This is a genomic window from Methylophaga sp. UBA3603, from assembly GCF_002375335.1.
Lineage (GTDB): Bacteria > Pseudomonadota > Gammaproteobacteria > Nitrosococcales > Methylophagaceae > Methylophaga.
Window position 1 is genome coordinate 189,108 of sequence record NZ_DFMC01000002.1, and the last position, 14,581, is coordinate 203,688.

At 47.3% G+C, this 14,581-nt stretch carries 12 protein-coding genes; 3 read left to right on the forward strand and 9 right to left on the reverse strand.

Annotated elements, in window-relative coordinates; translation table 11 throughout:
• Positions 1-44: 44 nt before the first annotated feature.
• The 9 genes from B4F66_RS01505 to B4F66_RS01545 all read right to left on the reverse strand — a co-directional run bounded on the left by B4F66_RS01505 (position 45) and on the right by B4F66_RS01545 (position 10,735).
• Positions 45-2,678 carry a class I adenylate cyclase domain-containing protein gene (locus tag B4F66_RS01505; protein ID WP_292358364.1) on the reverse strand — a complete coding sequence of 878 codons (2,634 nt, stop codon included), beginning with the start codon at positions 2,676-2,678 and terminating at the stop codon, positions 45-47.
• A 13-nt stretch (positions 2,679-2,691) separates the two neighbouring features.
• Positions 2,692-4,257, reverse strand: coding sequence for a bifunctional phosphoribosylaminoimidazolecarboxamide formyltransferase/IMP cyclohydrolase (gene purH / locus B4F66_RS01510; protein WP_292358363.1), 1,566 nt, complete (start codon positions 4,255-4,257; stop codon positions 2,692-2,694).
• A 29-nt stretch (positions 4,258-4,286) separates the two neighbouring features.
• Complete coding sequence (gene fis / locus B4F66_RS01515; RefSeq protein WP_292358361.1) at positions 4,287-4,577, reverse strand: DNA-binding transcriptional regulator Fis; 291 nt, start codon at positions 4,575-4,577, stop codon at positions 4,287-4,289.
• Complete coding sequence (gene dusB / locus B4F66_RS01520; RefSeq protein ID WP_292358359.1) at positions 4,574-5,575, reverse strand: tRNA dihydrouridine synthase DusB; 1,002 nt, start codon at positions 5,573-5,575, stop codon at positions 4,574-4,576. The genes fis and dusB overlap by 4 nt, the downstream gene beginning before the upstream one ends.
• Positions 5,568-6,437: a 50S ribosomal protein L11 methyltransferase gene (gene prmA / locus B4F66_RS01525; protein ID WP_292358357.1), complete on the reverse strand. Its 870-nt coding sequence runs from the start codon at positions 6,435-6,437 to the stop codon at positions 5,568-5,570. Before prmA ends, dusB begins: the two co-directional genes overlap by 8 nt.
• An 11-nt stretch (positions 6,438-6,448) precedes the next feature.
• Positions 6,449-7,789 (reverse strand): acetyl-CoA carboxylase biotin carboxylase subunit, encoded by a 1,341-nt coding sequence (gene accC, locus B4F66_RS01530; RefSeq protein ID WP_292358356.1) that lies wholly within the window; start codon positions 7,787-7,789, stop codon positions 6,449-6,451.
• A gap of 54 nt (positions 7,790-7,843) precedes the next feature.
• The gene (gene accB, locus B4F66_RS01535) at positions 7,844-8,314 is read right to left on the reverse strand and encodes an acetyl-CoA carboxylase biotin carboxyl carrier protein (protein ID WP_292358355.1); all 471 of its coding nucleotides are present in this window, start codon (positions 8,312-8,314) and stop codon (positions 7,844-7,846) included.
• A 9-nt stretch (positions 8,315-8,323) separates the two neighbouring features.
• Positions 8,324-8,761 carry a type II 3-dehydroquinate dehydratase gene (gene aroQ / locus B4F66_RS01540; RefSeq protein WP_292358353.1) on the reverse strand — a complete coding sequence of 146 codons (438 nt, stop codon included), beginning with the start codon at positions 8,759-8,761 and terminating at the stop codon, positions 8,324-8,326.
• Positions 8,762-8,896: 135 nt separating this feature from the next.
• Positions 8,897-10,735 carry a protein-disulfide reductase DsbD gene (locus B4F66_RS01545; RefSeq protein ID WP_292358352.1) on the reverse strand — a complete coding sequence of 613 codons (1,839 nt, stop codon included), beginning with the start codon at positions 10,733-10,735 and terminating at the stop codon, positions 8,897-8,899.
• A 136-nt stretch (positions 10,736-10,871) separates the two neighbouring features.
• On the opposite strand from B4F66_RS01545, the gene B4F66_RS01550 reads away from it, so the two are divergent.
• The 3 genes from B4F66_RS01550 to phoB all read left to right on the forward strand — a co-directional run bounded on the left by B4F66_RS01550 (position 10,872) and on the right by phoB (position 14,577).
• Complete coding sequence (locus B4F66_RS01550) at positions 10,872-12,521, forward strand: inorganic phosphate transporter (RefSeq protein ID WP_292358351.1); 1,650 nt, start codon at positions 10,872-10,874, stop codon at positions 12,519-12,521.
• Between the two features lie 58 nt (positions 12,522-12,579).
• Positions 12,580-13,803, forward strand: a complete 1,224-nt coding sequence (arsJ, locus tag B4F66_RS01555) for an organoarsenical effux MFS transporter ArsJ (protein WP_292358349.1) — start codon at positions 12,580-12,582, stop codon at positions 13,801-13,803.
• 81 nt (positions 13,804-13,884) lie between these two features.
• Positions 13,885-14,577 carry a phosphate regulon transcriptional regulator PhoB gene (gene phoB, locus B4F66_RS01560; RefSeq protein WP_292358348.1) on the forward strand — a complete coding sequence of 231 codons (693 nt, stop codon included), beginning with the start codon at positions 13,885-13,887 and terminating at the stop codon, positions 14,575-14,577.
• Positions 14,578-14,581: the final 4 nt, after the last annotated feature.

The window sequence follows — 14,581 nt, forward strand, 5'->3', positions numbered from 1 at the left end:
TGTAATGAGTCAGGTTCCACATCATAAAAGAGCTGCGGCGAAATCTAAAGCTTTACCTGATTAAACTGCTGCTCTAATTCGTATTTGCGGTTCAGGAAAAACAGACTCGAATAAGGTGCCTTAGGCACAAACTGTAATTTATCAATGAAATAAATCGCAGGTTTATGACCCGTATAGTGTTGAAATAATTCAGCCAGAAGCGGAATGAGCTGCGGATCACCGAGATCGGTTTTAACGGTTTGTGACTTCAGGCTTAATGCCAGTTGAGCACCGGTAATCTGCCAAATAACCGAGAACGTGGCTGACTCTGGTCTGGAGGGTTGGATCGGATTTATTTGCCAACGCTGTTGCTGTCTTAAAAGTTGATAACAATCGCATTGCACTACCGCATCACCCACGCTATTACGAATAAACAGTTTCAACTGGGCAAGGATCTGCGCTTCCGTTAATGATGGATAGGCAAATTGCTGCAGACGTCCGAGTTCATCAATAACATAGATCTCTGTGGTATCTGTCAGGCGATAGGCAAACAAACTGACTGTCTGCGGTTGTTGATATAGCAGCATCGAATTAAGCAGATTGTCACTATCCAGATAGCTATCGACGCGGGTCGGCAGGTAATGTTTTTGTTCCTCTGCGAGAGCATGCTTGAGGTCTTTTTCTGCTGCAAACTGTTTTATTTGCAGTTGATCATCTTGCCATTGCAGCTGAGATAGATGGTCTCCCAGCAGCATCAGATAACGACCTTGCCTTGGATGATATTGATAATGGGTCAATACGGCGTCAAACAATTGCTGCAAACGGGTATTAATCGCCTGACCAAAAAAGCCGGTGGCGCACCAGCATGAAATATGGCTGCTCAGTTGTGCGGTTGGCTGCCATTTAAGTACCTGGCTTAGGGCTTCAGTGACCGCATTATTGCCATCAAAACGGTAATGATGCCATTGTCCCCAACTGGTATAGAGCAACAGATCCAGACTGCTGACAAGATTCTGTCTGTTTGAAGTATAACTTAAGGGATCATTGTTCAGACTGGCCATCTGTATCGGACCACTTTGCTGGATATCATTACCAGTCGTTTGCAGATTGGCAAACAGCATTAAACGCTCCGCTTTAGCCGGTTGCAGAAATACTTCCTTACTCACGACGCTCTGATGCAACGGTAATGATGATTTCAACAAGTTTTGGGTCAGTTCAAGTACCAGATTAATGTTTATCTGCTGCTTTTGATCTGCCACTCTTAACCAGCTACGTGTGGTCAGAATATGATTGCGAACGGCCCACACCAGAAGATATGTCAGCGATTTATGCTGTTTCAGGCCAACCTGTTTCGCGTCATTAAGCGGTATTGAGCTGAGTTTCCATTCCATTTGATCAGTGAACCGGTAAAGGTAAAGTTGCTCCGGCCCATCTGTCATTTGTAGCGCAACTGGTAATTGTTCAATAATTGACTCGGTAGTATCCAGCGACAGCGCGAGTGCTTTTTCCAGCACCTTGAGCTGACTCGCATCGCTGCCCGGATGCTGCCTGGCAAACTGCTGCAGATCTGATGCGAATCCATTTAGTTTTGGGCTAAGACTCGACCACCATTGATGACGTTGGGGATAATCCCAGGTTGAACGGCTATCTTCTTTTTTTAAGATTTCGGCCGACCAGTTCCAGTCTTTATAAATGCTTTGCAGGCTATGGCGGCGCCAGGCAAACTGGGGATGTTTTACCTGTTGGGATAAGCGTTCTCCACACAAAACATAATAAGCCTGCCTTGCTAGTTGTTGCACATCATTCGCTGCGTTTCTTTCTATTTCGGTCAGTTTGAGACTGGCAGGTTCTACTTGCAGACTATCGGTTTCGCCATGCTCGACCTTTTCTTTATAGCGGTCAGACAAATGCACAATCTCAGGAAATAATTTCAATTGAGACTGTATAAAGATTAAATCCAGTAATGCTGTTACATCACCATCAATAGCTTTGCTAAACATCTGGCAGGCCTGATTAAACAGGTGCTCAGGATGGGGGGAGCGATCAAAACCAAAATTCAGCAAACTGATTTGGGTTAAGCCTCTTTGCGACAATAACCTTTCAGCAATTTGCAAATATGTCTGATGTTCTTCACTGGTAATTAACCACCAAAGCGGGGCGCTGCCGGCAATACACAGACCCTGTAAATAAAATGCTTCTCTTTCCGCACTTGAAATAGTCTCGTTTTGGCACTGTGTTTCATCCAGTAATCGAAATCGCAACTCAATGCCCAGTGTTGCCGCCCACTGAACAATACCTTCAACTTTGTTTTGCAAAATAGCCAATTGATCAGGTTTTAAGGCGGCATGATGCAACAGCCATAGATCAAAGCTGGCAGGGTCTGGATAGCGGATTTGTCCTGCAGGATTAAGCAAATAGATACCGCGTAATGCATAACGTCTTAACGCTTTGCGGCGATGACTGAAATTTCGATTCAGATTGATAGCACTGTTGAGCGCTTCGCTATCAGGTTGGTAATCCATAATGCCAGCCGGGCAGTCATCACTGACAAACCCCGGCAGCAGTTTATGGTTGATATGAAATAATAATGGCAACAGGCGATAGAACATCGCCTGTTTGTGTGGTGCCAGCTCTATTAAACGGCTGATTCGGGCGCGGTTATGTGCCTGAAATACACGTAGAGCCTGGGCGCGATCCACAAGTCACTCAAACTTAGTGGCGGAAATGCCGCATGCCGGTAAAGATCATTGCAATACCATGCTCATCCGCTGCAGCAATGACTTCGTCATCGCGCATCGAACCACCCGGTTGGATTACCGCACTGATACCTGCTTCGGCAGCCGCATCAAGACCATCACGGAACGGGAAGAAGGCATCGGATGCCATTACTGCGCCCGGAACAGTCAAGCCTGCATCATTGGCTTTAATTCCAGCAATGCGACTGCTAACCACACGGCTCATCTGGCCGGCGCCAATTCCAACCGTCTGCTGATTTTTGGCATAGACAATCGCATTGGATTTCACAAATTTGGCTACACGCCACGCAAATAGCAGATCAGCCAGTTGTTCTTGGGTAGGCTGCAGTTTAGTGACAACTTTTAATTCAGCTTCGCTGACAATCTGGATATCACGATCCTGAACCAGTAACCCACCTGTCACACGTTTGAAATCAAAATCAGTGGCAGGAGTCGTCGGGAAATCACCACTGCACAGCAAACGCACATTGGCTTTGCCAGCGACAACGGCTTTGGCGGCATCACTGATTTTAGGTGCGATAATCACTTCAACAAACTGACGATCAATAATGGCTTGTGCCGTTTTTCCATCCAGTTCACGGTTAAAGGCGATAATGCCGCCAAATGCCGAAGTCGGATCGGTTTGATAGGCCAGCTCATAGGCAGTCAGCAAATCATCTGCTGTGGCGACACCACAGGGATTGGCATGTTTGACGATGACGCAGGCTGGTTTGTCATTAAAGACTTTGACACATTCCAGCGCGGCATCAGTATCGGCGATGTTGTTATAGGACAATTCCTTGCCCTGTAACTGGGTAGCGGCACCGATTGAACCGGTTTCAGCCTGCTTCTCCACATAAAAAGCAGCTTTTTGATGTGGGTTTTCCCCATAACGCATCGCTTGTTTGAGCTGGAACTGACTGTTAAATGTACGCGGGAATGCGGCTTTGCTTTTATCAGCCTGAATAGTGCCAAGATAATTGGCAATCGCACCATCGTAGTGTGCTGTATGTTCAAAGGTTTTCAGTGCCAGATCAAAACGGGTGTGATCATCCGTTCCACCCTGCGATTGAATCTGTTCAATGACTCGCGAGTAATCAGCCGGATCTACAACAACCGTCACATCAGCATGATTTTTTGCTGCTGCACGCAACATGGTCGGGCCGCCAATATCAATATTTTCTATAGCGTCTTCCAGCGGGCAGTCTTCACGCGCCACGGTGGCTTCAAACGGATATAAGTTTACGACTACCAAATCAATTTGAGCGATGTCATGTTGCTGCATGATGTCGTCATCCTTGCCCCGACGACCCAGCAGGCCACCATGAATTTTCGGATGCAGGGTTTTAATGCGGCCATCCATCATTTCCGGAAAACCGGTGTGTTCGGAGACTTCTTTGACGTTCAGGCCGGCTTCGCTAAGTAATTTAGCCGTACCGCCGGTGGAGAGTAGTTCAACGTTCAGATCTTGCAGTTGTTTGGCAAATTCAACAATGCCGGTTTTGTCAGAAACACTCAACAGTGCGCGTTTAATCGAGTTCATCAGGATTCCAGATTGGGATTCAGGCTTGTTTACAAGCCGTATTGCTTGAGTTTTTTTCGTAGCGTGCCGCGGTTAATGCCCAGAATTTCAGCAGCGCGACTTTGATTGCCTTGGGTATGGGCCAAGGCGGCTTGTAACAGAGGTACTTCAACCTCGGTCATCAGCATTTCATATAAATTAGCAGGGGAGTGGCCGTCCAGTTGTTCAAAGTAGGTTTTCAGTGCATTGGTGACACATTGATTTAAGGGCGCGTGTTGTTGTTCCGCGGTTACGCCCAGATCAATACAGTCAGCAAATTCGTCGTTCAATGCTTTATTCATGCGGCCAGTGAATCCTTGTCAGCGAGTTGCGCAAAAAATGCATCTGTAAAAGCCAGCTGTTGTTCAGCTTTCTCCAGTGTATTCATTTGTTGGCGAAAGGCATTGCCATTGCGTAACCCTTTGCTGTACCAAGCAATGTGCTTGCGTGCCATGCGCACACCGGAATATTCACCATAGAAATCGTACAGCGTGTTGAGGTGACAAATCAAGATTTGTTGCACTTCTGTTACAGAGGGTTCTGCCAAATTCTCACCGGTTTGCAGAAAATGATTTATCTGCTGGAATATCCAAGGGTTGCCTTGGGCAGCCCGACCAATCATCAAACCATCAGCACCGGTTTGCTGTAAAACCAACAAGGCTTTTTCTGGCGATTCGATATCACCATTGGCAATGACAGGAATGGCGATACGGGATTTGATTTCAGCAATGGTGTCGTATTCGGCATCACCTTTATAGGCATCGGCACGGGTTCGGCCATGTACTGCCAGAGCCTTAATTCCAGCATCTTCGGCAATTCGGGCAATCCTGACGCCATTACGATTATCACGATCCCAGCCGGTACGGATTTTTAATGTCACCGGAACATCAACGGCATTCACTACAGCTTCCAGAATCTCGCCGACCAGCTTTTCATGTTGCAGCAATGCCGAACCTGCCATCACATTACAGACTTTTTTCGCCGGGCATCCCATATTTATATCGATGATGTGTGCGCCTTCTGCCACATTGTGGCGTGCAGCTTCAGCCATCATCTGTGGATCGGCGCCGGCAATCTGTACGCTGCGTGGTTCTGGTTCACCTTCATGGTTGGCACGTAACAGTGATTTTTTACTGGCCCATAACGCTTTATTGGCAGTGATCATTTCTGAAACCGCCATTCCGGCACCGAGTTTTCGACACAATTGGCGAAAAGGACGATCAGTGACCCCGGCCATCGGTGCCAGAAACAGATTATTTGGCAGGGTATAAGGACCGATAGATAGCGCTTTATCAGCCATGACGAACTCCACTCAAACGCACCCATTCTTCCAGCACAACCGCGTTATCCATCTTAAACTCGGTCTGGTAATGCTGGCTAACGGTATCGGCCTGCACATCCAGAATTCCCGATAACACCAGTTGTGTGTCAGGTCGGGTTAATTCTACAAAGCGTGGCATCAGTTCCATTAAAGGACCCGCCAGAATATTCGCTAGCAGTAAATCACATTCAACCGTTGGGCAACGCTGTGGCAGGTAGGTCTCGATGATCACACCATTACGTTGTGCGTTGGCTTGGGTTGCTTCCAATGCCTGTGGATCAGTGTCTACACCAATCACTTTATTGGCGCCTAACAAGGCGGCGGCTATCGCCAGGATGCCACTGCCACAACCATAATCAATTACGGTTTTACCGGTTAAATCGGCTTTATCCAGCCATTGCAGACATAAAGCCGTTGTCGGATGCGTTCCCGTACCGAAGGCCAGTCCCGGATCCAGCAGAATATTGACGGTGTTGGGCTGTGGCGGTTCATGCCAGCTGGGCACGATCCATAATTTCTCACCGAAACAGATGGGTTTGAAATTTTCCATCCATTCGCGTTCCCAGTCTTTATCCTCCACGGCTTCAATACGATGGTCAGGCAACTCGCCAATCTGGGAGCGAAGGGCAGTCAGCAGTGATTCTGTGTCTGTCTCGGCATCAAACAGGGCGATGACCGACGTCGCAGACCATAAAGGGGTTTCACCAATAGCTGGTTCATAGATAGGTTGATCAGCGTTATCCTGAAAGGTAACAGCGGCTGCACCGCATTCAGACAGAGCATCAGATAATGACTCTGCCTGCTTCGGTGAGCTGGTAAAAATAAGTTGGATCCAGGCCATAACGAACGGACTTAAAGTCCGAGTTTCTTTTCAAGGTAGTGGATATTGGTGCCACCGGTCTGGAAATGCGTGTCATCCATAATGTCACGTTGTAGTTCAACGTTAGTTTTAATGCCTTCAATACCAATTTCTTTCAATGCAGTACGCATCCGCGCAATGGCTGATTCACGGGTATTACCATAGGCAATGAGTTTGCCTATTAACGAGTCATAATTAGGTGGAACCTTATAGCCACTGTACAGATGTGAATCCATACGAATACCCGCACCGCCCGGAGCATGATAATGGGTGACCAGACCAGGACTTGGCATAAAAGTACGTGGATCTTCAGCGTTAATTCGGCATTCAATGGCATGACCACGGATAATGATGTCTTCCTGGCTGAATGATAATGGCATGCCAGAAGCAATACGAATCTGTTCGGCAACCAGATCAATACCGGTGACCCGTTCAGTGACCGGATGCTCTACCTGAATGCGGGTGTTCATCTCGATGAAATAGAACTCACCGTCCTGATAAAGAAATTCAAAGGTACCCGCACCGCGATAGCCAATGCGGACACAGGCATCGGCACAGACTTTACCCATGCGAGCACGCATTTCAGGGGTAATACCCGGAGCCGGTGCTTCTTCGACGACTTTCTGATGACGACGCTGCATTGAGCAGTCCCGTTCACCTAAATGCACTGCATTGCCATGCTCATCGGCCAGAACCTGAAACTCAATATGACGTGGGTTTTCCAGGAATTTTTCCATGTAAACCATATCATTACTGAAGGCAGATTTTGCTTCACTCTTGGTCAGGGAAATAGCATTGAGCAGATGCGCTTCACTATGCACTTCACGCATACCACGTCCACCACCGCCGCCGGCGGCTTTGATGATAATCGGATAACCAATTTCTCTTGCCAGACGCAGATTGGTCTGATCATCGTTACCCAGCGGGCCGTCTGAACCGGGAACACACGGAACCCCGGCCGCTTTCATCGCTTTGATGGCTTCAACCTTGTCACCCATCATCCGAATTGTTTCAGAACGCGGACCGATAAAAATAAAGCCGCTTTGTTCAACACGCTCAGCAAAGTCTGCATTTTCAGACAGGAAGCCATATCCGGGATGGATAGCCGTTGCATCGGTAATCTCGGCGGCACTGATCAACGCGGGGACATTCAGGTAGCTGAGGTTCGATGCCGCTGGACCAATGCAGACACTTTCATCAGCCAGTAATACATGTTTCAAATCACGATCCACATCAGAGTGAACAGCAACCGTTTTAATGCCTAATTCCCAGCATGCTCTGAGAATACGCAAAGCAATCTCGCCACGATTAGCGATGACAATTTTATCAATCATGTTGTTTTATCCGCAGTTTTTGGTTTGCCATAACAGCCGAAGCTGTCAGCAAAATTATTCGATAACGATTAATGGTTCGTCATACTCAACCGGGTGACCATCTTCAACCAGGATGGCTTTAACAATACCGCTACGATCCGCTTCAATCTGATTGAACATTTTCATCGCTTCGATGATGCAAATCACATCACCGGCGGATACCTGCTGACCTACTTCCACGAAAGCCGCCGCATCGGGTGAGGGTGAACCGTAAAAGGTACCAACCATGGGCGAGCGCACAGCATTGGCTTCGTTAGAGGATTTTGTTGCCGCTGCTGCCGTCGCGGTGTTTGCCGCTTCACTGGCAAATGACGGTGTGCTCTGTGCAGCAGGTGCGGGTTGTGGTGCAGCAAAATATTGTTGTTGTGGATAAGCGGAACTGGCGCGGCTGATACGAACAGATTCTTCACCTTCAGAAATTTCGATTTCAGCAACATCCGATTCCTGAATCAAATCAATCAATTTTTTTATTTTACGAATATCCATGATTTAGCCTTAAGGGTTGAGTTGTTTAGTGGCAGCTTGTAATGCCAATTCATATCCCTGAGCACCGAGACCGCAAATCACGCCAACAGCCAAATCTGAAAAGTAGGACTGTTGCCGGAATGCTTCACGACGATGCACATTGGAAAGATGTATTTCTATAAAAGGTATTGCGACCGCAGCTAATGCATCACGAATGGCTACGCTGGTGTGAGTAAAAGCTGCGGGATTAATTAAAATAAAATCATATTGCTGACGTGCTGATTGTATAGCCGAGACCAATTCATGTTCGGCATTGCTTTGCAGTGAATCAAGTTGATGGCCATCAGCCTGAGCTAACTCAGCCAGGCGGGTATTGATATCGTCTAACGTGGTGGCACCATAAATTTCAGGCTCGCGCTGACCCAACAAATTCAGATTGGGGCCATGCAATACTAGAAATTTCGCCATAATAACAACACACCAACACTGGAAATATAAGCCGAGATTTTGCACCAGCTAACGCTTTATTGTCCAGCTTTTTAACTAAAAATCCGGCTTTTTGTCGCTAATTTCGTCGAAATAGAGAAGTTCTTGCAGTTTTAATTATCTGGCCTGGAAATCCGCCAGATGAGCGTTCAACTGGGCGGCTGAGACGTGCCCGACCAGACGATGTTCAGCCGATTCTTCTGCATTTTCGTCAAAAAACAACATGCTGGGTGGACCAAATACCCGCAATGATTTTAACAAGGTTTGATGCGCATCAGTATTGTCTGTGAGATCCACTTTCAGCAAAGTAAAATTCTGCAACGTGCTGATGACCTCGGCATCACGGAAAGTCGTTTGTTCCATGTTTTTGCAATCGGTACACCAGTCGGCATAAAAATCGAGCATCACCGGCTTATTACTTTGCTGCAGCTGAGACTGCAGTTCTTCCAGTGAGTTGACATAGGTAAATTGCAGAGCGGGTTGAGGGGCTGTTGTGCCGGGCGAAAGGCTTAATTTATGCAAAGGCTGCAAAATGGATTGTCCGCCGCTGGCACTGCCGATGAGCATTAATGCACCCGTGATAAGTGATAAAAGTCCCAGACCTTTCCAGAATTTTTGCCAGCCAGTTGCTTCAATCGGCAGATTGTTGAGGGCACCCAGATACACTGCGGTCATCACCAGCAGGGCGCCACTCATAAACAGAATGGCCCAACCCGGCAGAATGCGATCCAGCATCCATATCGCCAAAGCGAGCAGCATCACACCGAAAAAAGCCTTGATATTTTCCATCCAGCGTCCGGCTTTGGGCAGCAAGGTTCCGGCTGAGGTGCCAATAATCAGTAACGGAATTCCCATGCCGATACTCATAGCAAATAATGCCGCACCTCCCAGCATCGGATCTGCGTGCTGACTGATAAATAATAAGGCACCTGCTAATGGTGGAGCCAGGCAGGGCCCGACAATTAATCCTGATAGCAGCCCCATCAATGCCACGCCGGCTAATGTACCGCCCTGCTGACGGTGGCTGAGTTGATGCAATCGTTGTTGCAGAGCATGTGGCAACTGCAATTCATAAAAGCCAAACATCGATAACGCCAGTAACAGCAAAATGCCAACAAAGCCTGATATCACCCACGGATTTTGCAGCATAGCCTGGAGATTGCCGCCGAGTAAGCCGGTTAAAACCCCTGCCACGGTATAGGTAACGGACATGGCCAGTACATAAGTCAGTGACAGAATAAACGCCCGGCGGGTCGTAATATGCTCACCCTGGCCGACAATAATACCGGACAAAATCGGAATCATTGGGAAAACGCAGGGGGTAAAGGCCAGTAATAAGCCGAGCCCCAGAAAACCAAACAGAATTTGCAACAGATTGTCATTTTGCAAACGCTGTGAAATTTCATCCTGCTGACTAAGGGGCGTTGAAGATAGCAGTGAGGTCGGGGCCGAAGTTTGTGTCTCAGTGGTTGCAGTCTTGCTGACTGTGGTTATTGCCGGTAACTCCAGATCGAAGGTTTTGCGGGTAGGGGGGTAACAGATACCAAACGTTTCAGAGCAGCCCTGATAATGAGCTGTTAATGTGATGCGGGTCGGTTCGGACTGAGTACGTATCAGCGGCAGCTTGATTTGCACATCGCTGGTATACACCTCGGATAAACCAAAATATGCATCATTTTTCATATGCCCGCCGGGCAAAGTAAATTCGCCCAACTGTACAGAGTCATCCCCGATTATTTCGAAGCGGATTTTATTCTGATACAGATAATTTCCTTCCATTATCTGCCAGCCTGCCAATATCGTTTCGGGATCAGTCACTATCGCTTCAAAGTCAAAGGCTTCATCAACTTCAGGAGGAGAGTCTGCACTGTCGAAACCAAATTTCTCCAACAGGCTCGGGCGCGCCTGTGCGGAAAAACTGCTGAGCAGCATGAGCAGGATTAAAAATTGTTTCATTACATTATCGCCACTGATTCATTGCAGTTACAGACCATTCTAACAGTCGAACGTTACACGGGTGAGTGCAACAGGATGTCATGTTGTCTTTAAACTGTAATAATTGCCTTCTTTTTTGGCGAAACACAGGTGTCTTGTGGAAATCAAAACCATTCATAAACTTGAAAAACAGGCCTACAAAAAAAGCCATGCCGAATTAGCCCGAATAGGCTTCGCTCTATTTTTCCTCGCTGGCATTCTTGCATACAGTTTTGCTACCTCCGGTGGTGTTCCCAATAACCTGTTTCTAGCCATTGCCGCCGTGTTTGGTGGTTATATGGCGATGAATATCGGTGCCAACGATGTAGCCAATAACGTTGGCCCGGCGGTCGGCTCCAAGGCGCTGACTATGGGCGGCGCGATTATGATCGCAATGATTTTTGAGGCAGCCGGTGCCTTTATCGCTGGTGGCGAAGTGGTGTCGACTATTAAAGGCGGCATTATTGATATCAAGCAATTTGGTACCGATACCGAAACCTTTGTCTGGGCCATGATGGCTGCATTATTAGCAGCGGCTTTATGGCTTAATCTGGCAACCGTCGCCGGAGCGCCTGTATCAACTACTCACTCAATAGTGGGGGGGGTAATGGGCGGTGGTATGGCTGCCGCTGGCTTTGGTATTGTTGACTGGGGCACTATGGGGGCTATTGTCAGTTCCTGGATTATTTCGCCATTGATGGGAGGCATTATTGCGGCCTCTTTTTTATTGGCTATCAAAAAAACCATCATTTTTCGCGACGACAAAATTCAGGCTTCCTATCGTTGGGTACCGATTTATGTTTCGGTGATGGCCTGGGCTTTTTCCACTTATCTGGTGATCAAAGGGCTTAAGCAGGTATGGGGGCAATTCATAACTACGCTGAATGGACTGCCAATTGTCGATATAGCTCCGCAAGCCAACCCCAGTTTTTTGGCTGCTGCATTGATTGGTTTTCTGATTGGGGTGCTGGTGTTCTGGATCGTTAAAAAGTCTCTGGCCAGTAATCTGCAATACATGAAAAATGATCGTGCCAGTGTCAATGCACAATTCACTATTCCGTTAATCTTTGCTGCGGCCTTATTAAGTTTTGCTCATGGTGCGAATGACGTGGCAAATGCCATCGGTCCTCTGGCCGCAATAAATGACGCCATTATGTCAGGTGGTATCACCGATAAAGCCGGTATTCCGCTTTGGATTATGGCCGTGGGTGCTTTAGGTATTGCCATTGGCTTGGGTCTGTATGGTCCAAGGCTGATTCGTACCGTAGGTGGTGAAATTACCGAGCTGGATCAGATGCGAGCCTATTCAATCGCTATGGCTGCTGCTTTGACCGTCATCATTGCCAGTCAGCTCGGATTGCCGGTCAGTACAACGCATATTGCCATTGGTGGGGTATTTGGGGTTGGGTTCCTGCGTGAATGGCTGGATGAATCAAATAAAATCGAACGCCAGATTGATCGCGAAAAAGCCGAAATCAAAGATGATAAAAAGATGCTTAATGCACTGCGCGGCGAATTGAAAAAACTGGAGAAAAAACCCTCCAAAACCGTGGATGAATATCAACGTATTACCGAGCTTTATCGATTGATTGATGAGGAAGAGTCCGCGCTGAAAAAAGCCAAAAAAGTCCTCAAAAAAGAAAAGAAAAACCTGTTCGTTAAACGCGATATGGTGAAAAAGATCGTCACAGCGTGGGTGGTCACCGTTCCAGCAGCGGCAACTTTATCAGCCTGCATCTTCTTTATGATTAGAGGCATCATGCTGTAATCAAATCTTCATTAAACTGACATATTATTTTCAGCTTATTTGTCAGGACGATTTGAACATGCTGAATAAACTTAAAGCATTGCCCATTGCGATTCAGCAATATCTGGTCGTGACCTTCAGCTACTGGGCGTTTACCGTTTCCGACGGTGCGTTACGCATGCTGGTGGTATTGTTTTTCCATCAACTGGGCTACAGCCCGCTTGAAGTGGCAATGCTGTTTGTTCTGTATGAATTTTTCGGCATAGTGACAAACCTGGTCGGTGGCTGGCTGGCCGCCAGAGTAGGGTTAAACGTCACCATGCATCTGGGCTTGTTATTACAGGTCATTGCATTGGCAATGCTGCTGGTGGATCCGCAGTGGCTCACTGTGGCGTATGTCATGGTCGCGCAGGCACTCTCCGGTATTGCCAAAGATTTGAATAAAATGAGTGCCAAATCCAGCATCAAAATGCTGGTGGCTGATAACGCCCAATCAACCTTATTTAAATGGATATCCATCCTTACCGGCTCCAAAAATGCCCTGAAAGGTGTTGGTTTTTTTGTCGGTGCGGCCCTGCTTTCCTGGATCGGTTTTCGTGGCGCGATACTGGCCATGGCGATTGTGCTTCTGGTAGTGCTGATTTTCAGCATCGTCATGTTGCAACGCGATCTGGGTAAAGCCAAAAATAAACCAAAATTCAGTGATATCTGGTCAAAAAGTGCACCGGTGAATCATTTGTCGTTGGCAAGGTTCTTTTTGTTTGGTTCTCGAGATATCTGGTTTGTGGTGGCCTTACCGGTGTTTTTGCATGCCCAATTACAGTGGTCACCTATTTATGTCGGTGGTCTGCTGGCGGCTTGGGTAATTGCTTACGGTATTGTGCAGGCACTTGCCCCTAAGCTGACTGGCTTTTCCAGACAAAACGCTCCTGATGGCTATCATGTCTGGCTATGGTCCTTACCCCTCTTTGTGTTGCCGTTATTGATTGCCGCCTCGGTATATTTTGAATGGGCTGTCATACCTGCTTTAACTGTCGGCTTATTAATTTATGGCGCTATCTTTGCGATCAATTCTGCAATCCATTCCTATCTTATCGTGTCATATGCAGATGCGGCTGGGGTTTCCCTGGATGTCGGTTTTTATTACATGGCTAATGCGGCTGGAAGATTGTTTGGTACATTATTATCTGGCTGGGTCTATCAGGTTTCCGGGTTAGCAGCCTGTCTGGTCATTTCTGCCTTAATGATTCTGTCCGCCAGTTTTATTTCAAAAATGTTACCGCGCAAAGACCAGACTGTATAAAGCTTTCAGCGTTGTTATCAAATTGTCATATTTAGCCGTTAAGCTTTATTCTTAGAAAAATAGTTCAGGAAAAAATCGGATATGAGCATATCAGTATTACTGGTTGAAGATGACGCCGCCATTCGTGACATGATTAATTTCAGTCTGCGTCAAACGGGATTTACCTGCGAAGCAGTCAAGGATGGCGAAACGGGGCTGGATTGGTTGAAAAATCAACAACCAGACATGATTTTGCTGGACTGGATGTTACCTGGAATTGATGGCATCGAGTTTATCCGCCGTCTGCGTGCCAATGAGTTTTTAGCATCCATTCCCGTGATTATGCTCACCGCCAAAGGCGAAAGTGAAGATATGGTGAAAGGTCTGAGCGTCGGTGCTGATGACTATATTAATAAACCATTTTCCCCACCTGAATTAATTGCACGAATTAAAGCGGTTTTACGTCGTTGTCGTCCGATGGAAGATGATGATGCCCAGAAATTGCAGATGGGTGAACTGGTTATGGATACCAAAAGCCACCGGGTCTCGGTGAATGGTGAACGCATTGAATTGGGACCGACCGAATTCCGTTTACTACACTTTTTTATGAAAAACCCAGAGCGAGCCTATAACCGCTCCCAGCTGCTGGATTTTGTCTGGGGCGATACCGTATATATAGAGGAGCGCACAGTGGATGTGCACATTCGTCGTCTGCGTAAGGCGCTGGAACCCAGCGGTCATGACAACCTGGTACAAACCGTTCGCGGTGTCGGTTACCGTTTTTCTGCTGAATAGCAGG

Bases quoted from the DNA above. Each gene is read 5' to 3' on its own strand.
- prmA (WP_292358357.1), bottom strand. From the start codon at position 6,437: ATGGCCTGGATCCAACTTATTTTTACCAGCTCACCGAAGCAGGCAGAG.
- purH (WP_292358363.1), bottom strand. From the start codon at position 4,257: ATGAACTCGATTAAACGCGCACTGTTGAGTGTTTCTGACAAAACCGGC.
- phoB (WP_292358348.1), top strand. From the start codon at position 13,885: ATGAGCATATCAGTATTACTGGTTGAAGATGACGCCGCCATTCGTGAC.
- arsJ (WP_292358349.1), top strand. From the start codon at position 12,580: ATGCTGAATAAACTTAAAGCATTGCCCATTGCGATTCAGCAATATCTG.
- accB (WP_292358355.1), bottom strand. From the start codon at position 8,314: ATGGATATTCGTAAAATAAAAAAATTGATTGATTTGATTCAGGAATCG.
- fis (WP_292358361.1), bottom strand. From the start codon at position 4,577: ATGAATAAAGCATTGAACGACGAATTTGCTGACTGTATTGATCTGGGC.
- aroQ (WP_292358353.1), bottom strand. From the start codon at position 8,761: ATGGCGAAATTTCTAGTATTGCATGGCCCCAATCTGAATTTGTTGGGT.
- B4F66_RS01545 (WP_292358352.1), bottom strand. From the start codon at position 10,735: ATGAAACAATTTTTAATCCTGCTCATGCTGCTCAGCAGTTTTTCCGCA.
- dusB (WP_292358359.1), bottom strand. From the start codon at position 5,575: ATGGCTGATAAAGCGCTATCTATCGGTCCTTATACCCTGCCAAATAAT.
- accC (WP_292358356.1), bottom strand. From the start codon at position 7,789: ATGATTGATAAAATTGTCATCGCTAATCGTGGCGAGATTGCTTTGCGT.